Below are 17,396 nucleotides of genomic sequence, written 5' to 3' on the forward strand. Positions count from 1 at the left end.
TTGGCGTTACTGCTGGAGCCTCTTCTTCAGAAGATCCAGATATTCCTCGTTCGAATCGTCCGCACCGCCGGATGCGGCGCCGGCGGCCGGTTTGCAGCTCGGCTTGTAGTCCATCGCCATGCCGGCCTTCACGCAGACGCCGACCTGCCAGCCGGGTGGCAGGGCCGTGAGGTCAACGGTCTTCCACTTCGGGTGCCCCGTCGTCTTCAGCTTGTCGAGGCCCGTGATGATGAGGTTGGAGAAGTCGGCGACCGTCTTGCAGCTGTCGCGGTGATAGGCGTTGCGCTTGATGTCGTAGTCATAGGTCATCATCACCGCCTTCACTGCGATCAGATCGACCGGCTGGTCCTGGAAGGAATAGGTGCCGGCCTCGATGCGCGACGGCGTGTAGGTCGCGAGCAGCGGCGCTTCGGTGATCGGTAGGAGATGGAATTTCGACTTGTCGATCGTGGTGCTGGTGAAGAGAGATGCGGGCGCGCCGGCGACATAGAAGAAGGCGTCGATCTCGCCGGAGAGCAGTTTCGGCAAGGCCTCGTCCGGGTTGATATCGAGCCGTTCTCCGGCCTTCACGCGCAGAATGTCCATGATGAGGGTCGCCGTCAGGAAGGTGCCCGAATCCTTCTTGCCGACCGCGATCTTCTTGCCGGCAAGGTCCTTCATGCCGGCAATGTCCTTGCGCGCCAGCACATGGATCTCTTCGTTGTAGAGCGGGAACATGATGCGCACGCCCTTGACCGCCTTCTGAACCTCCGGGTCGTTTGCCTCGAAGGTCTTCAGATATTCCAGCACGTCGCTCTGCACGATGCCGAATTGCGTGTTGCGCCGGTTGCGCACGCCGACGAAGTTTTCGAGCGAGCCGGCGCTTTCCACCACATTGAGGTTCAGGCCGCATTCGGCGCCGAGCGCTGCGATGTCGCGGCCGATCTTGATATAGGTGCCCTGCGGGCCGCCGGTCATGATGTTGCGCTCGAAACTCTGCGCGGATGCGCCGCCGACGGAAAGCGCAAGGCCGAGCGCGGCCGCCAGAACAGATCGCTTCATCGAAATCTCCTTCCCAGACCCGGCAAAGCGCCGGCGTGATTAACAGCCGCTGTCGAGATCGCGCATCAGGTTGCGCATCGCCAGCGCCGGTATGTGCTTGAAGACGCCGCCGAGCGCAATGGTGACGCATTCGCCCGAGACAAGCGTGCGCTCGAGCTGATCGCGCTGGTCGCCGCTCAGCCGATCGAGGCCCGGCATCACGCGCACGGCCGCGGCCACCAGGGCCGCATTGCGCGGGCTGCGTCCGTCTGTTGCGGGTTTTGCGTTGTCGAGCGCCGGCTTAGTGCCGCCGTCCTTCTGGCCACCCGGCTTTGTGACGGCGGCCGCGGCCTCCAGCGCCTCGATACGCGCCGTCAGCGCCTTATTGCGCGCATTCAGCGTGGCGACCTCGCGTTCCTTGGTGGCGATGCCTTCCTGCAGGATCGGGATTTCCTTCGCGCGCAGCTGTTCTTCCGCGTTTTGCGCTTCCTCGAGTTCACGGCGCAGCGTATCGGCCTCGGCCTCGCGACGCTCGGTCTCGGCGTTCTGCGTCGTGTTCCGGGTGCTGCGGGCCTCATCCAGCGCCTTCTCCAGCCGCGCGATCTGGTCGGCCTGGAGCGAAAGCCGGCGCTCGCGGTCGAGCACGGCCTCCTCGGCACGCTTTTTCAGGGCTTCGGCATCGGCGACGCGCTGGCCGGCAAGCTCGAGATCGTTTTCAAGTTTCGGCAAGACGTCGCGATTGAGGCGGGTGTTTTCGGCCTCGGCATCGGCTGCATCGCTCGCGGTGCTGTTGCTCCGAAGGGATTCGACCTGACGCTTGAGTGTGCCGTTCTCCTCGGTCAGCGCCTGCGCCTTCTGGCTGTTTTCCTCGACCTGGGCCGCGCGGGCATCGAGTTCCTTGGCCAGGTCGGCGATGCGCTGGTCGCGCGCCTCGATCTCGCCTGCCGGAGCCGCATCATCCATCAAGCGGAAGGCGCCGTAGCCCCCGGCCCCGCCGAGCGCCAGGCTGACGACGACGGCAAACAGGATGCCGCCGATGCCGCCGCCACCCGAGGTCTGTCCGTTGCCGCTCCTGCCCCACTGATTGTTCATGCTGCCCGATCCGCCTGAGATGCCGTCCTTCGAGGTACGCCGAAACCGCTGGAGGCGCAAGCGCCACACCCTGCCTATGAAAGACGTATGACAGCAGCGGAACTATTGATGTTTCTCAGCAATTACCCAAATATAAGGGGAAAGGTAGGTACGCCATGAAGATGCGTAACGCAAAATTTGCCATCGGCGACATCGTCCGCCACCGGGTCTTTCCCTTCCGTGGCGTGGTCTTTGATGTCGATCCCGAATTCGCCAATACGGAGGAGTGGTGGAATGCCATTCCGGCGGAAATCCGGCCGTCGAGGGATCAGCCCTTCTATCACCTGTTCGCCGAGAACGCGGACAGCGAATATGTCGCCTATGTCTCCGAGCAGAACCTGGTGGCCGACGATAGCGGTCAGCCGATCCGTCACCCGCAGGTTCGCGCGCTGATGGACGTGGACCAGGGCCACTATCGCTGGAAAGAAGAGACCGGCGTCTTCCACTGACTGGTCTTCCCCGACACCAGACAACAAAAAACCCGGCCATTGGCCGGGTTTTCCATATCTTGGATGAAGCGGGACGCTTACTGGCTCTTGGCAGCCTTCTGGGCGTCTTCGAGCTTCTTGCGGGCTTCCTCGGCCTTCTTCTGCATTTCGTCCTGCAGCAGGCGCTGGCGCTCTTCGAGCTTCGACTGTTCGATCGGCTCGCCGTCGAACACGCCGGTGAAGCCTTCGAGCGACATCTTGATCGGGTTCGGCGCGCGCTGGAAGTTGATCGAGGTCAGGACCAGTTCGCCGCCCTTCTTGAGGCTTGCGATCATCTGGTCGGTGAGCAGAACTTCAGCAACGCACTTGTCGGGCATGCAGATGGCGTAGTCGAGCTTCAGGCCCTTGCCGCCGTCGATCTGCATCTGGATGCCCGGCGGGATCAGGCGCGCGCTCGGAACCGAGACCTGCATGATCTTGCGGTTGGTCTTGCCGGTGACGGTGATGAGGCCGACAGCCGTGATCAGCTGGCCGCTGCTGGCCGTCAGCAGGTTCTGCACGATGCAGACGTCGTTGTCTTCCTGCTTGGTGCAGACCTTGAACCAGCCCTTCGGCGGAGCGGCCTGCTGTGCGAGCGATACGGAAGGAGCCGCCGCCAGGGCAACCGACGCGGCGAAAGCGGAAAGCACGGTCCGCTTGATGAGGTTCGATGTGAAGATCATACGAGTTCGGTCTCCTGAAAATCCGGTGCCGGAGCAACGACGCTCCTCCAAGCCCCTCTGGCGTGGGTCAGTCGTGCGCTCTCCTGTCGGCGAATTGAGGCATTTGCATGACCCGCTTCGGCGACACCTGTTACAATGGGCTGCGCCGGATATCCAGCCTTTCCTTGCGAAATTCGCCTCTAGGACCGATTTCCGGCACCCGCCGCCCTATTGTGTCTATTGCGCGCAGTATAAAGACAGGAATCATATGGAATTGACGAGGAGAGCTTCTTTGCGCCCCATCCTGACGGCCCTTGCGGCCTGCATGTTCGGCCTGCCCGTTTCGCTGGGTCACGCCGCCCCCCTGCACGGGATCGCGATGCATGGCCAGCCGGCGCTGCCGGCGGACTACAAGCACTTCTCCTACGTCAATCCGGATGTGAAGAAAGGCGGGCGCATCGCCTATGGCGTCGTCGGCACTTTCGACAGCCTCAACCCTTTCATCCTGAAAAGCATGCGCACCACCGCACGCGGCATGTGGGACCCGGAATTCGGCAATCTCATCTACGAATCGCTGATGGTGCGCTCGCGCGATGAGGCTTTCAGCATGTATGGCCTGCTTGCCGAGAGCGTGGAATGGGACGACGACCGCAGCTTCATCGAATTCCATCTCAATCCGAAAGCACATTGGGCGGATGGGCAGCCGGTCACGCCCGAAGACGTGATCTTTTCCTTCGAACTGCTGCGCGACAAGGGCCGCGCGCCGTTCAGCACCCGCCTGAACGTGGTCCAGAAGCTTGAGAAAACCGGCGAGCACAGCGTCCGCTTCACCTTCAACGACAAAAGCGACCGCGAGGCCCCTCTCCTGATCGCCTTCTCGCCGATCCTGCCCAAGCATGCGATCGATCCGGAAACCTTCGACCGGTCGTCGCTCGCCTTGCCGCTCGGCTCCGGCCCCTACACGGTCAAGGCGGTGAAGCCGGGCGAGCGGATCGTCTATGAGCGCGATCCGAACTACTGGGGCAAGGATATCCCCTCCAAGGTCGGTTTCGACAATTACGACGAAATCTCCGTCGAATATTTCCTGCAGGACAATTCGCTGTTCGAGGCTTTCAAGAAGGGCGTGATCGACGTCTATCAGGAAGGCAATCCGACGAAATGGACGCGCAATTACGATTTCCCAGCGGTCCAGACAGGCACCGTCATCAAGGACGCGGTGAAATCGAAACTGCCCCCCGTAATGTTCGGTTTCGTCTTCAATACGCGCCGGCCGGTCTTCCAGAACGCGGAACTGCGCAAGGCCCTCTCACTCGCCTTCGATTTCCAGTGGGTCAACCGCACGCTGTTTGAAAACGCCTATACTCGCACGGAAAGTTTCTGGCAGAATTCCGAGCTGTCGTCGCTGAATGCCTCCATCGATGCACGCGAGCGTGAGATCATCGGCGCGGCGGCAGGCCGGATCGATCCTGCTGTAGCAGATGGCACCTTCCGTTTCCCCGTGACCGACGGCTCCGGCCGCGACCGCAAGGTACTGCGTCAGGCGATGGATCATTTCGAGAAGGCGGGATATTCGATCAAGGACGGTCGCATGGTGGATGCTTCCGGCAAGCCGCTCGCCTTTGAGATCATGACGCAGAATGCCGACCAGGAGAAGCTGGCGCTGGCCTACCAGCGCTTCCTCGCCGCACTGGGCGTTCGTGTGAGCCTGCGGACGGTGGATGATTCGCAATATCAGAGCCGCAGCCAGACCTTCGATTACGATGTCATCATGAAGGCCTTCCTGTCGTCACTGTCGCCCGGCCTGGAGCAGGTGCGGCGCTGGGGCACGGATGCGCGCGACCGACAGGGCAGCGAAAATTTCGCCGGTGTCGCCGATCCCGATCTCGACCGCGTCATGGCCGCCATTCTCTCCGCCCGCACGGCAGAGGATTTCCGCTCCGCCGTGCGCCTTCAGGACAGGATGTTGCTGTCAGGCAATTACATCGTCCCGCTCTATCATCTGGGCGAGCAGTGGATTGCCCGCAACAAGCATATCGGGCGACCGGAGATGACGCCGCTCTGGGGTTTCCAGCTTCCCGCATGGTGGGACGAGAACGCGCAGTAAAGGGGCTATCCCCAGAATTGCGGTTACCTTGAGGTAACCTGTTGAAAGCTGTGGCCGGTGGGCCTATCTCGGCGGTAAGTTTGAAGTGACGGCGCGAGGCCTGCACAGGACCGCGCCAAAGCCGGAGATCCCGGCCTCTCGAAAGGATACCCGGATGGAAGCCATTACGATCGATGTCGTCTCCGATGTCGTCTGCCCCTGGTGCTACCTCGGCAAGAAACGGTTGGAACAGGCGATCGAGAGCGTGAAGGACGACCTCGCCGTCTCGGTGACGTTTCGCCCCTATCAGCTGAACCCCGACATGCCGCCCGAGGGCGTGGACCACAAGAAGCACCTCGCCGAAAAGCTCGGCGGCAAGGACGCCGTGGACCGCGCGCATGACATGCTGGCCGGCCTCGGCAAACAGGACGGCATCGCCTTCGATTTCCCGGCCGTGACGATCAGCCCGAACACGCTCGACGCGCACCGCCTGCTGCGCTGGGCGATGATCGAAGGTCCCGAAGTCCAGAGCCGCGTGGCCGTCGCCCTGTTCAAGGCCTATTTCGAAGAGGGCCGCAATGTCGGCGACCGCGCCGTGCTGCTCGACGTGGCGGAGGCAGCCGGCATGGACCGCGCCGTCGTCACCGCGCTGTTCTCCGCCGGTGCGGACGTCGATTCGGTCAAGGAAGAGATCGGCATGGCCCGCGACATGGGCGTCACCGGCGTGCCCTGCTTCATCATCGACAACAAATATGCTGTGATGGGCGCCCAGTCCGTGGATGTGCTGACTAACGCTTTGCGGGAGATCGCGGCGATGAAGGCGCAGGAACGCGTCGGCCAGAACTGAATGTGCCGAAAGATCTGAAAAGCCGCCCGTTCGAACCGGGCGGCTTTTTCATGCCTGCTGTTTTGCCAGTCCCGCCAGCTGCGTCATCACCTGTGCCGCGCCCGTAAGGCGCTTTTCGGGCGTCGGATAATCGCGCGAGAGAAACAGGCTCTGGTCGGCGCGGATCTTCACCAGCGTGCCCTGCTTGGCGATATAGCCAACCAATGCTGCCGGGTTCGGGAACTGCTTGTTGCGGAACTGGACGACGACGCCCTTCGGGCCGGCATCGAGTTTTTCGACATTGGCCACGCGGCAGAGCGACTTGATATAGACGATCTTCAGAAGGTGCTGCACCTCGATCGGCAGCGGACCGAAGCGGTCGATCAGTTCGGCGCCGAAGGCGTCGATATCGCCGAGTTCGGTGATCTCGCCGAGACGGCGGTAGAGGCCGAGGCGCAGATGCAGGTCCGGCACGTAGTCGTCGGGGATCATGACCGGCGTGCCGACGGAAATCTGCGGCGACCAGCCGCTGTCCGCGACCTCCTCGTCCCCCTTGATCTCGGCGACGGCCTCTTCGAGCATCTGCTGGTACAGCTCGAAGCCGACCTCCTTGATATGGCCGGACTGCTCTTCGCCGAGCAAATTGCCGGCGCCGCGGATATCGAGGTCGTGGCTGGCAAGCTGGAAGCCGGCGCCCAGCGTATCGAGCGATTGCAGCACCTTCAGCCGCCGCTCCGCCGTGCCCGTCAGCGTGCGGTTGACCGGCAGCGTCAACAGCGCGAAGGCGCGCACCTTAGAGCGGCCGACGCGGCCGCGCAGCTGGTAGAGCTGGGCAAGGCCGAACATATCGGCACGGTGGATGATCATCGTGTTCGCCGTGGGAACATCGAGGCCGGATTCGACGATGGTCGTCGAGAGCAGCACGTCGTACTGGCCCTCGTAGAAGGCGTTCATGATGTCTTCGAGTTCGGTTGCCGGCATCTGGCCATGCGCGACCGCAACCTTCAGTTCCGGCACATCCTGACGCAGGAAATCATGGATTTCCGAGAGATCGCTGAGACGCGGGCAGACATAAAAACTCTGGCCGCCGCGATAATGCTCGCGCATCAGCGTTTCGCGGATGACGAGCGGATCGAAGGGCGAGATGAAGGTGCGCACCGCCATGCGGTCGACCGGCGGCGTGGTGATCAGCGAAAGCTCGCGCACGCCCGTCATGGCAAGCTGCAGGGTGCGCGGTATCGGCGTCGCCGAGAGCGTCAGCACATGCACGTCGCTCTTCAGCTCCTTTAGCCGCTCCTTGTGCTTCACGCCGAAATGCTGTTCCTCGTCGATGATCAGCAGGCCGAGATTGGCGAACTTGATCGACGAGCCGAGCAGCGCATGGGTGCCGACGACGATATCCGTCTTGCCCTCGGACAACTCCTTCTTCGTCAGCGCCAGCTCTTTCGAGCCAACGAGGCGGGACGCCTGCTGGACGCGAATGGGCAGGCCGCGGAAGCGTTCGGAGAAGGTCTTGAAATGCTGGCGGGCAAGCAGCGTGGTCGGTACGACGACGGCGACCTGCACGCCGTTCATCGCCGCGATGAAGGCGCCGCGCAACGCGACCTCCGTCTTGCCGAAACCGACGTCGCCGCAGACGAGGCGGTCCATCGGCCGGCCCGCACCGAGATCCTCGCGCACGGCGTCGATGGCGTTGGCCTGATCGTCGGTCTCGTCATAAGGGAAACGGGCGGCGAACTCGTCGTAGATACCGTCAGGTGCCGCCAGCACCGGCGCATGGCGCACAAGACGCGCGGCGGCGATCTGGATCAGGCCGCCGGCCATGTCGAGCAGGCGCTTCTTCAGCTTGGCCTTGCGTGCCTGCCAGGCGACGCCGCCGAGCTTGTCGAGCATCGCATCCGTGCCCTCGCCGCCGTAGCGCGAGAGAAGGTCGATGTTTTCGACCGGCAGGAAGAGCTTTGCATCGTCGGCGTAGACGAGTTCGAGGCAGGCATGCGGCGCGCCCGCAGCCTCGATGGTGCGAAGCCCGACGAACCTGCCGATGCCGTGCTCGGCATGCACGACGATCGAGCCCTCGTCCAGGCCAGCGACCTCGGTGAGGAAATCCGCGCCGCGCTTGCGCCGCTTGGAACGCCGCACCATGCGGTCGCCGAGAATGTCCTGTTCGCCGATGACGACGAAGTCGCCGGCCTCGAAACCGCTTTCGAGGCTGAGAACGGCGGAGCCCGCCTCGCCCGGCTTCAGCTTCGCGAGATCGCCGAATTTTTCGACCGGCACGACATTGCCGAGGCCGTGTTCGGACAAAACCTGCAACAGGCGGTCGAGCGACCCCTCCGACCAGCCGGTCACGAGCACTTTCGCGCCGGATGCCCGCTTGTCGGCGATATGTTTCACGGCTTGATCGAAGACGTTGACACGGGCGCCCTCGGCATCCTCGCTGCCCGAAGGCCGCGCCCAGCGCTGACCGGTGCGCGCCTCGACGGTCACGACCTGCCGCGCCTCGCCTTCATGCTCGTTGAAGGGGGTCAGACGGATGGCATTGCGTTCGTCGAGTTCGCGCGCAAAGCGCTCGGCATCGAGATAGATAAGGCCCGGCGGCACCGGCTTGTAGGGCGTCGATTGCGCGACGTGTCCCTTGCCAGGTGTCGCGGAGGCGAGGCGCGCGTCGTAATAATCGCGCACGAGGCGGGACCGCTCGACGGCGGCCTCACGCACGGTATGGTCTGTGACGATGCGAAAACCGTCGAGATAGTCGAAGGCAGTTTCGAGTTCGTCATAGAACAGCGGCAGCCAGTGCTCCATGCCCGCATAACGCCGCCCCTCGGAGACGGCCTGATACAGCGCGTCGTCGCGCGTCGCAGCACCAAAGGAGGAGAGATATTGCTTGCGGAAATGCGAGATCGTCTCCGGCGTCAGCGTCACCTCGCTCATCGGGTTGAGATCGAGCGAGCGCGCCTGCCCCGTCGTGCGCTGGCTGGCCGGATCGAAGGAGCGGATCGATTCGAGCGTATCGCCGAAGAAATCGAGACGCACCGGCTCCAGGCTGCCGGGCACGAAGACGTCCAGAATGCCGCCGCGCACGGCGAATTCGCCGACCTCGCGCACCGTCGCGACGCGGTCGAAGCCGTTGCGCTCCAACCTTGCTGCGATGTCGTCCATACGGACGGTATTGCCGGGCTTGGCCGAGAAGGCGAGGCTTTCGATCGTCGTGCGCGGCGCCGTCTTCTGCAGCATGGCATTGACGGTCACCAGCACGATCGCCGCATGCGGCTTCTTCTGATGCGCAATCAGCGCCGACAATGCCGAAAGGCGGCGGGCGGAGACTTCGGCGCTCGGCGAGACGCGGTCATAGGGCAGGCAGTCCCAGCCGGGGAGCGTCAGAACCGGAATATCGGGCGCGACGAAACCGAGCATCTGCTCCAGATCGGAAATCCGCTGGCCATCCGAGAGGACATAGGCGACGGGGCCGGTCTTGCGGGCGAGATCGGCAAGGATCAGCGGCTCGACGCCCGAGGGCACGGCGCCGATGGTCAGCGGCCGGCCGGCGGCCGCGATGCGCTCGGGAGAAAAACCAGGGATCATGCGCGGACGTCTTTGAAGAGCGGGGAGAAATCGGGGCGATAGGCGGCGATGCGCGCGAAGAGGCCGTCGCGGAATTCCTCCGGCACCGGCCGTTCGCCGGTCACCCACTTGATGAGGTCGTTGTCTTCCTCGGCCATGATGCGTTCCAGCTCATCGAGTTCGATTTCGGAGAGCGTCGCGATCTCGGCATCGGCAAAGCTGCCGAGCACTAGGTCCATCTCGCGGATGCCGCGGTGCCAACAGCGGAAGAGGATGCGCTTGCGGCGCGGGTCGATCTCGGCGCTCGAGCGTGTCGTTCCCGTCATGATCGTCCTGCCTTCCCTGAAATGCGGTCCGGCGCTTCTATAAACCGGCAAAAGCCGCTTGTCAGCCTTGCCAAAGGCTCCATCTCCGGCGATTTTGCCCACCATGAGACCCGCATTGCTTGATCCCCTCTTCGCACCGCTCTCCACGCTTCCCGGCATCGGCCCGAAGCTTGGCGAATTGTTTGCGCGCCTGCTCGGGCAGGAAAGCATCGAGGATTGCCGGGTCATCGATCTCGTTTTCCATTTCCCGCATTCCATCGTCGACCGGCGCAACCAGCCCGGCATCGCCAATGCGCAGCAGGGCGTCATCGTCACCATCACGGGGCGCGTCGACCGTCACCAGCCACCGCCGCCCGGCAAGTCGAACATGCCCTACCGCGTCTTCCTGCATGACGAGACCGGAGATATTGCGCTCACCTTCTTCCGCGCCAAGGGCAACTGGCTGGAAAAGGCATTGCCGATCGATGAAACCGTCGTCGTCAGCGGCAAGGTGGACTGGTTCAACGGCCGCGCCTCCATGGTGCATCCGGATTATATGGCGCGGCTCACCGAGGCGGACAACGTGCCCTTGGTCGAGCCCGTGCATGGCCTGACTGCCGGCCTCACGTCGCGCGTGTTGCGCAAGGCGGTGGAGGCGGCGGTCGCCCGTGTGCCGCATCTGCCGGAATGGATCGATCCGCCGCTTGCCCAGCGCCAGAGTTTTCCCAGCGCCTACGACGCGATCCACCGCCTGCACGACCCGCGCGACGAGACCGACCTCGACCCGCAGGCCCCCGCCCGCCGCCGCCTCGCCTATGACGAATTCCTGGCCGGACAGGTTTCGCTCGCCCTCGTGCGCCAGCGCCTGCGCAAGGTCGCCGGCCGGCCGGTGGTCGCCACGGGTGCATTGAGCCGTCCCGTGATCGATGCCCTGCCCTTTTCGCTGACCAACAGCCAGCAGACGGCAATTGCCGAGGTGCTGAAGGATATCGCCGGCGAGCAGCGCATGCTGCGGCTTCTGCAAGGCGATGTCGGCGCCGGCAAGACGGCCGTGGCGCTGATGGCCATGCTCGCCGCCGTCGAATCCGGCGGGCAGGCCGTGCTGATGGCCCCCACGGAAATTCTGGCCCGGCAGCATTTTGCGACGATCTCCCGCATGGCGGCACCGGCCGGCGTCACCATCGACGTGCTCACCGGCCGCACCAAGGGCCGCGAGCGCGACGCCATCCTCGAACGCATCGCGTCGGGCGAAACGCAGATCGTCATCGGCACGCACGCCCTCTTCCAGGACAATGTCGCCTACAAGGACCTCGTGCTCGCCGTGGTGGACGAGCAGCACCGCTTCGGCGTACACCAGCGCCTGCGACTGACCGCCAAGGGCATTTCCCCGCATATGCTCGTCATGACGGCAACGCCCATCCCGCGCACGCTTGTTCTGGCCGCCTTCGGCGACATGGACGTCTCGAAACTCACGGAAAAGCCGGCCGGCCGCAAACCGATCCAGACCGTCACCGTACCCCAGGAGCGCGTGGGAGACATCGTCGACCGCCTGCGCGCGGCTCTTGCCGAAGGCAAGAAGGCCTACTGGATCTGCCCGCTGGTCGAGGAGACCGAGGAAAGCGAGCTGATGTCCGTCGAGGAGCGGCATGCCACGCTTGCCAGCGTTTTCGGCAATGCCGCCGGCCTCGTGCATGGGCGCATGAGCGGGCCGGAGAAGGACGCCGCCATGCTGGCCTTCAAGAATGGCGAGACGCGGCTTCTCGTGGCGACCACCGTCGTGGAGGTCGGCGTCGACGTGCCCGACGCCTCCATCATGGTCATCGAACATGCCGAGCGCTTCGGCCTCGCCCAGCTTCACCAGCTGCGCGGCCGTGTCGGGCGCGGTGAGGAGGCGTCGAGTTGCGTCCTGCTCTACAAGGGGCCGCTCAGTGAGAACGGTCAGGCGCGGCTCTCCATTCTGCGCGAGACGGAGGACGGTTTCCGCATTGCCGAGGAGGACCTGAAGTTGCGTGGCGAAGGCGAGCTTCTCGGCACCCGCCAGTCCGGCACGCCCGGCTTTGTGGTGGCGAGCCTCGAGGCGCATGGCGATCTCCTGGAAATCGCCCGCAAGGACGCCGCCTATGTGCTGGAACGCGACCCGGAGCTGACAAGCGAGCGCGGCGAAGCGATCCGCACGCTGCTCTATCTCCACCGTCGCGACGAGGCGATCCGGTTCCTGCGGGCGGGCTGACCACAAAATCGTGATTTCGCCGATACAGGCCGTGAAGGCATACTTACTCGCGTAAAGCGAAGAAGGAGAAATGCCATGAAGACAGTTCTCGTAGTCGCAGCGACGCTCGGCCTTTCGGCATCCGCAGCCTTTGCGGACTGCGCCTGGCACACCAAAACCTCGGCGGAGGTCAAGGTCGACAAGACCATCACGACCGCCAGCGTCACCACCACGGAAAAACAATCCCGCCTTCCGGCCGAAGACGGCAAGGTGCTCGTGGGTGACCAGAAGAGCGCCGACGTAACAGAATAATGCGCTCGAGTCGTCTCGTTTTCGAGACGGCTCGAAATTCCGATCACATCCCGTACGCCTCCTTCATCATCCTCAGGCTTGACCCAAGGATCCACGCGGCAAACTCAGCGGGTGTGGCTGGATCCTCGGGTCAAGCCCGAGGATGACGACGGCTAAGGCACCGCTCATAGACGACGGGTGGAGCGTTGTTTAGAAAAAGAAAGCGCTCGCGCGTTTTCCTCAGCCCTTTTTCTTTGCCTTGCGCTCTTCGTTCTCGATGAGCTGCAATGCCTTCTCCGGCGGCGTGACGAGGCCGACGGAGATGATGAGCTTGGCGGCATCTTCCGCGCTCATATCGAGCGGCACGAGTTTTTCCCTGGGAACATAGACAAGCCAGCCGGCGGTCGGAAACGGTGTCGGCGGCAGGAAGCAGGCAACCATGTCCTTGCCCATCGACTTGAACTTCGTCGCGATCTCGCCGCGTGCATCCGTCGCCACGAAGACGATGGCCCAGAGTCCCGGCCCCGGATACTCAATCATCGCAGCCTTGTTGAACGACGAGCCCTTGTCCTTCAGCACGGTCTCGAAAATCTGCTTCAGGCTCTTGTGAACCGTGCGCACCAGCGGCGTGCGGTTGAACAATCCGTCGCCGAATTCGACAATCGAGCGGCCGATGAGGTTCTTGCCGAGAAAACCGACGAGCGTGATCAGCACCAGCGCGATCAGCAGGCCGAAGCCGGGAATGGCGAACTGGAGATAGCTTTCGGGGTTATAGCGCGCGGGGATATAGGGTTTCACCCAGCTGTCTGCCCAGTGGATGAAGGTCCAGGTCAACCATATGGTGATGGCGATCGGCGCGCAGATGACGAGGCCGGTCAGGAAATTGTTTCGCAGCCGCGTCGCCAGCGACTGTCTCGGAAGTAGGTCGGTCATCGGATATCCAGCTTGGGCGAGCGTGGGAGGTGGCTCAGCCGTAGAAACCCGGATGATAGGAAACGGTTCCCCCGTCGTAAACCGGAGAAAACGGCACATGCATGAAATACTCCGGAGGCACGCCGTCCAGCGCCAGTCTGGAATCCGATGCAAAACCGAATCGGCTGTAGTAGGCAGGATCGCCCAAGAGCACGCAGCCAACGGCCCCGAGCGCTTTCAGCCGCTCCAGCCCGTCATGGATAAGCTTGCTGCCGATCCCCGCGCCCTGGCGCGCCGGGTCAACCGAAATCGGCCCGAGGCCGTACCAATCCGCACTGCCATCGGAAAGCGTAACCGGGGAGAAGGCGACATGGCCGACGATTTGGCCATCCGCCTCCGCCACCAGCGACAGAGTTAATGCCCCGGCCGCACGCAGGCGATCGATGATCAGATGCTCGGTGCCGTCAGCATGCGGCGCGGTTTTGAAGGCCGTTTCCGTCAGTGTGCGGATCGCATCGATATCGCCTTCGCGTTCGGGACGCAGGATCATTCCACCGTCACCGACTTTGCGAGGTTGCGCGGCTGGTCGACGTCGGTGCCCATGAAAACGGCCGTATGATAGGCGAGCAGCTGGATCGGCAGCGAATAGATCATCGGCGCGACGATCTCGTTGACCTCGGGCAGGATGATCGTCGCCATGGTCTCCAGCTTCGAGGCGGCAGCACCCTTCGCATCGGTGATGAAGATGATCCGGCCGCCGCGGGCCGCAACTTCCTGCATGTTCGACACGGTCTTTTCGAAGAAGCGGTCATGCGGCGCGATGACGATGACCGGCATGTTCTCGTCGATCAGCGCGATCGGGCCATGCTTCAGCTCGCCGGCGGCATAGCCCTCGGCGTGGATATAGGAGATTTCCTTGAGCTTCAGCGCGCCTTCCATGGCCAGCGGATAGCTGGTGCCGCGGCCGAGATAGAGCACGTCCTTGCACTTGGAGAGATCGCGCGACAGCTGCTCGATCGACGGCTGGATCGTGTTGAGAACGCTCGCCATGATGCGCGGCATCTCGGCGAGATGGCGCACCAGCTCCTTTTCGTCCGCTTCGCTGATCGTACCACGCGCGCGGCCGGCGCCGACGGCAAGGGCTGCCAGAACGGTCAGCTGGCAGGTGAAGGCCTTCGTCGAGGCGACACCGATTTCCGGGCCGGCGAGGATCGGGAAGACCACGTCGGATTCCCGCGCAATCGTCGATTCCTTCGTATTGACCACGGCGCCGATCTTCAGGCCGTGCTCCTTGCAGTAGCGCAGCGACGCCAGCGTATCGGCAGTCTCGCCGGATTGCGAGATGAACAGCGCTGCGGATGCCGGGTTGAGCGGGATCTCGCGATAGCGGAACTCCGAGGCGACGTCGATTTCGACCGGCAGGCGGGCATAACGCTCGAACCAGTATTTGCCGACGAGGCCGGCAAGATAGGCCGTGCCGCAGGCGGAAATCGCAAGGCTCGGCGTCCTGGCAAAGTCGATATCGACAGCCGTCGGGCGCACGGTGTGCGAGAGGAAATCGACATAGTGGCTGAGCGCGTGGGAAATCGCCTCCGGCTGCTCATGGATTTCCTTTTCCATGAAGTGGCGGTGATTGCCCTTGTCGATGAGATAGGCGGCAGCGGACGAAATCTGCCTGGGGCGTTCCACCGGGTTGCCGTCGAGGTTGAAGACATGGGCGCCGTCGCGGCCGAGGATCGCCCAGTCGCCATCGACGAGATAGGTAATCTCATTGGTGAAGGGAGCGAGCGCGATGGCATCGGACCCCAGGAACATCTCGCCCTTGCCGTGACCGATGGCGAGCGGCGGGCCGTTGCGGGCGGCCATGATGGTCGACGGATCGTCCTCGAAGATTACGGCGAGCGCATAGGCGCCGGTGACACGGCGCAGCATGGCATGCATGGCCTCCCGACGCCCAAGGCCGTCGCGGCGGAGTTTCGCGATCAGTTGCGCAACGACTTCGGTATCGGTCTGGGTGGTGAAGGTTGCGCCGGCAGCGGCAAGCTCATCTTTCAGTTCCGAAAAGTTCTCGATGATTCCGTTGTGCACGACGGCAACGCCGTCGACGAAGTGCGGATGGGCATTGCCTTCCGTGGGAGCGCCGTGGGTTGCCCAGCGGGTGTGCGCAATGCCGATCGTGCCCGCAAGCGGTTCTTCGGAAAGACGCTTCTCAAGGTTGAACAACTTGCCTTCGGCACGGCGACGCGCGAGTTTACCCTGGTTTATCGTGGCAACACCGGCGGAATCATAGCCCCGATATTCGAGGCGCTTCAAGGCATCGACAAGTCTGCCAGCAACGGGCTGGTTTCCAACGATACCGACAATTCCGCACATAGGCTGCTTCCTTAATTCGAAAGGCTTCGATTGCACTCCTTCGTAGAGTGTTTTTATGGCAGTGCAACAACACTGCACTCACTTTCGATTGCATGCGTTAATGTGGGCGCGCCCACCGCGATTTTACGTCGCGACTTTCTTTTTCGCATCCTTGATCGCTTGGTTGCGCTCACGGATCAGTACGGCACGGCCTTCCTTGTTTTCCTGGCGCGCACGGCCGAAGGCAACGGCATCATCAGGCACATCGGTGGTAATGACGCTGCCGGAGGCGACATAGGCGCCGTTGCCGACGGTCACAGGCGCTACGAGCGACGTATTAGAGCCGATGAAAGCATCGGCACCAATACGGGTGATATGCTTGTTGATGCCATCGTAGTTACAGGTGATGGTGCCTGCGCCGACATTGGTGTGCGCGCCGATGAAGGCATCGCCTATATAGCTCAGATGATTGATTTTGGCGCCGGGACCGACGTCCGCCTTCTTCACCTCCGTGAAATTGCCGACCTTGGACCCTTCGCCGAGCTTAGCTCCGGGGCGCAGGCGCGCATACGGACCGATCTCCGCATCCGCTGAAATAAAAGCGCCCTCGATATGCGAGAAGGAATGGATCAGCGCACCGCCTTCGATGGTGACGCCGGGGCCGAAGACGACATTCGGCTCGATGGTCACGTCGCGGGCAATCTGCGTATCAAAGGACAGGAAGACAGTCTCCGGGGCGATCATCGAGACACCGTCGATCATCATCTGATGCCGGCGGCGCTGCTGCCAGAGGCGTTCGATGACGGCGAGTTCGGCGCGGGTGTTGCAGCCGGTCAGCTCCTCCTCGGGCGCCTCGACGGCGATGGCGCGTCCGCCGTCGGCCCTGACGACCTCGACGATGTCGGTCAGGTAATATTCGCCCTTGGCATTGTTGTTGCCGATACGGTCGATCAGCCCGAGCGCCTTGCGGCCGTCGATGGCCATCAGGCCGCCGTTGCAATAGGTGATGGCGCGTTCGGCTTCGCTGGCATCCTTGTGCTCGCGGATCGCCAAAAGCTCGCTATTCTCGACCAGAAGGCGGCCATAGCCCGTCGGGTCGGCGGTGCGGAAGCCGATGACCACGACATCGGCGCCGGCAGCAAGCCCCTCGCGGGCGGCGATCAGCGGTGCTTCGGTGATGAGCGGCGTATCGCCGAAGACGACGAGCACATCGTCATAACCCTTGGCGATCGCGTCGCGGGCGGCGAGCACGGCATGCGCGGTACCGAGACGCTCGGTCTGGAGATGGACGGTGCTTTGCACCGCAGCGTTCTTCGCTGCGGCTTCGACCTTCTCCGCATCGCGGCCGAGCACCAGCGCGATATCGGAAATGCCCGCCTTTGCCAGCGCTTCGACCACATGGGCAATCATTGGCCGGTTAGCGACGGGATGCAGCACCTTCGACTGCGCGGACTTCATGCGCGTGCTTTCGCCGGCAGCCAGGATAACGGCCAGGCAGGTGCGTTTCGTCCGGTCAGCAGTCATGGAATCCCTCGTTCATCCGAATTGACGGCGTTTCTTAGCAATATCACCGCAGG

The 17,396-nt window shown here is 63.1% G+C and carries 14 protein-coding genes; 5 read left to right on the forward strand and 9 right to left on the reverse strand.

Annotation, left to right across the window (positions count from 1 at the left end):
• Positions 1-6: 6 nt before the first annotated feature.
• Together AC27VQ_RS18575 and AC27VQ_RS18580 are read right to left on the reverse strand one after the other, a co-directional pair.
• The gene (locus AC27VQ_RS18575) at positions 7-1,041 is read right to left on the reverse strand and encodes a TAXI family TRAP transporter solute-binding subunit (RefSeq protein ID WP_488717446.1); all 1,035 of its coding nucleotides are present in this window, start codon (positions 1,039-1,041) and stop codon (positions 7-9) included.
• A 39-nt stretch (positions 1,042-1,080) separates the two neighbouring features.
• Positions 1,081-2,112, reverse strand: coding sequence for a hypothetical protein (locus tag AC27VQ_RS18580; protein WP_488717447.1), 1,032 nt, complete (start codon positions 2,110-2,112; stop codon positions 1,081-1,083).
• Between the two features lie 155 nt (positions 2,113-2,267).
• On the opposite strand from AC27VQ_RS18580, the gene hspQ reads away from it, so the two are divergent.
• Positions 2,268-2,600 (forward strand): heat shock protein HspQ, encoded by a 333-nt coding sequence (hspQ, locus tag AC27VQ_RS18585; protein ID WP_313530371.1) that lies wholly within the window; start codon positions 2,268-2,270, stop codon positions 2,598-2,600.
• A gap of 77 nt (positions 2,601-2,677) precedes the next feature.
• On the opposite strand, the gene AC27VQ_RS18590 is transcribed toward hspQ, so the two are convergent.
• The gene (locus tag AC27VQ_RS18590) at positions 2,678-3,301 is read right to left on the reverse strand and encodes an invasion associated locus B family protein (protein WP_313530373.1); all 624 of its coding nucleotides are present in this window, start codon (positions 3,299-3,301) and stop codon (positions 2,678-2,680) included.
• 247 nt (positions 3,302-3,548) lie between these two features.
• On the opposite strand from AC27VQ_RS18590, the gene AC27VQ_RS18595 reads away from it, so the two are divergent.
• The gene (locus AC27VQ_RS18595; RefSeq protein WP_488717448.1) at positions 3,549-5,384 is read left to right on the forward strand and encodes an extracellular solute-binding protein; all 1,836 of its coding nucleotides are present in this window, start codon (positions 3,549-3,551) and stop codon (positions 5,382-5,384) included.
• A 154-nt stretch (positions 5,385-5,538) separates the two neighbouring features.
• On the forward strand, positions 5,539-6,210 hold the full coding sequence (locus tag AC27VQ_RS18600) for a DsbA family oxidoreductase (RefSeq protein ID WP_488717449.1): 672 nt from the start codon (positions 5,539-5,541) through the stop codon (positions 6,208-6,210).
• A gap of 48 nt (positions 6,211-6,258) precedes the next feature.
• On the opposite strand, the gene mfd is transcribed toward AC27VQ_RS18600, so the two are convergent.
• Positions 6,259-9,771: a transcription-repair coupling factor gene (mfd, locus tag AC27VQ_RS18605; protein ID WP_488717450.1), complete on the reverse strand. Its 3,513-nt coding sequence runs from the start codon at positions 9,769-9,771 to the stop codon at positions 6,259-6,261.
• A complete protein-coding gene (locus AC27VQ_RS18610; protein ID WP_488717451.1) occupies positions 9,768-10,076 on the reverse strand; it encodes an FAD assembly factor SdhE in 309 nt (102 codons plus the stop codon). The genes mfd and AC27VQ_RS18610 overlap by 4 nt, the downstream gene beginning before the upstream one ends.
• A 103-nt stretch (positions 10,077-10,179) precedes the next feature.
• On the opposite strand from AC27VQ_RS18610, the gene recG reads away from it, so the two are divergent.
• Positions 10,180-12,285 (forward strand): ATP-dependent DNA helicase RecG, encoded by a 2,106-nt coding sequence (gene recG, locus AC27VQ_RS18615; protein WP_488717452.1) that lies wholly within the window; start codon positions 10,180-10,182, stop codon positions 12,283-12,285.
• Positions 12,286-12,360: 75 nt separating this feature from the next.
• Positions 12,361-12,576, forward strand: a complete 216-nt coding sequence (locus AC27VQ_RS18620) for a hypothetical protein (RefSeq protein ID WP_488717453.1) — start codon at positions 12,361-12,363, stop codon at positions 12,574-12,576.
• Positions 12,577-12,795: 219 nt separating this feature from the next.
• On the opposite strand, the gene AC27VQ_RS18625 is transcribed toward AC27VQ_RS18620, so the two are convergent.
• From AC27VQ_RS18625 to glmU, 4 genes are all read right to left on the reverse strand, one after another.
• Positions 12,796-13,488: a DUF502 domain-containing protein gene (locus AC27VQ_RS18625; protein WP_313531339.1), complete on the reverse strand. Its 693-nt coding sequence runs from the start codon at positions 13,486-13,488 to the stop codon at positions 12,796-12,798.
• A 34-nt stretch (positions 13,489-13,522) separates the two neighbouring features.
• On the reverse strand, positions 13,523-14,017 hold the full coding sequence (locus AC27VQ_RS18630) for a GNAT family N-acetyltransferase (RefSeq protein WP_488717454.1): 495 nt from the start codon (positions 14,015-14,017) through the stop codon (positions 13,523-13,525).
• Positions 14,014-15,840, reverse strand: coding sequence for a glutamine--fructose-6-phosphate transaminase (isomerizing) (gene glmS / locus AC27VQ_RS18635; RefSeq protein ID WP_488717455.1), 1,827 nt, complete (start codon positions 15,838-15,840; stop codon positions 14,014-14,016). Before glmS ends, AC27VQ_RS18630 begins: the two co-directional genes overlap by 4 nt.
• A 123-nt stretch (positions 15,841-15,963) precedes the next feature.
• Entirely contained in the window at positions 15,964-17,343 is a 1,380-nt protein-coding gene (glmU, locus tag AC27VQ_RS18640) for a bifunctional UDP-N-acetylglucosamine diphosphorylase/glucosamine-1-phosphate N-acetyltransferase GlmU (RefSeq protein ID WP_488717456.1), read from the reverse strand.
• Positions 17,344-17,396 lie beyond the last annotated feature (53 nt).

This window comes from Shinella sp. 20P9.1.1, from assembly GCF_057798995.1.

What these genes read in the sequence shown, in the direction of transcription:
- AC27VQ_RS18575 (WP_488717446.1), bottom strand. Translation starts at nt 1,041, where the DNA reads ATGAAGCGATCTGTTCTGGCGGCCGCGCTCGGCCTTGCGCTTTCCGTC.
- AC27VQ_RS18580 (WP_488717447.1), bottom strand. Translation starts at nt 2,112, where the DNA reads ATGAACAATCAGTGGGGCAGGAGCGGCAACGGACAGACCTCGGGTGGC.
- hspQ (WP_313530371.1), top strand. Translation starts at nt 2,268, where the DNA reads ATGAAGATGCGTAACGCAAAATTTGCCATCGGCGACATCGTCCGCCAC.
- AC27VQ_RS18590 (WP_313530373.1), bottom strand. Translation starts at nt 3,301, where the DNA reads ATGATCTTCACATCGAACCTCATCAAGCGGACCGTGCTTTCCGCTTTC.
- AC27VQ_RS18595 (WP_488717448.1), top strand. Translation starts at nt 3,549, where the DNA reads ATGGAATTGACGAGGAGAGCTTCTTTGCGCCCCATCCTGACGGCCCTT.
- AC27VQ_RS18600 (WP_488717449.1), top strand. Translation starts at nt 5,539, where the DNA reads ATGGAAGCCATTACGATCGATGTCGTCTCCGATGTCGTCTGCCCCTGG.
- mfd (WP_488717450.1), bottom strand. Translation starts at nt 9,771, where the DNA reads ATGATCCCTGGTTTTTCTCCCGAGCGCATCGCGGCCGCCGGCCGGCCG.
- AC27VQ_RS18610 (WP_488717451.1), bottom strand. Translation starts at nt 10,076, where the DNA reads ATGACGGGAACGACACGCTCGAGCGCCGAGATCGACCCGCGCCGCAAG.
- recG (WP_488717452.1), top strand. Translation starts at nt 10,180, where the DNA reads ATGAGACCCGCATTGCTTGATCCCCTCTTCGCACCGCTCTCCACGCTT.
- AC27VQ_RS18620 (WP_488717453.1), top strand. Translation starts at nt 12,361, where the DNA reads ATGAAGACAGTTCTCGTAGTCGCAGCGACGCTCGGCCTTTCGGCATCC.
- AC27VQ_RS18625 (WP_313531339.1), bottom strand. Translation starts at nt 13,488, where the DNA reads ATGACCGACCTACTTCCGAGACAGTCGCTGGCGACGCGGCTGCGAAAC.
- AC27VQ_RS18630 (WP_488717454.1), bottom strand. Translation starts at nt 14,017, where the DNA reads ATGATCCTGCGTCCCGAACGCGAAGGCGATATCGATGCGATCCGCACA.
- glmS (WP_488717455.1), bottom strand. Translation starts at nt 15,840, where the DNA reads ATGTGCGGAATTGTCGGTATCGTTGGAAACCAGCCCGTTGCTGGCAGA.
- glmU (WP_488717456.1), bottom strand. Translation starts at nt 17,343, where the DNA reads ATGACTGCTGACCGGACGAAACGCACCTGCCTGGCCGTTATCCTGGCT.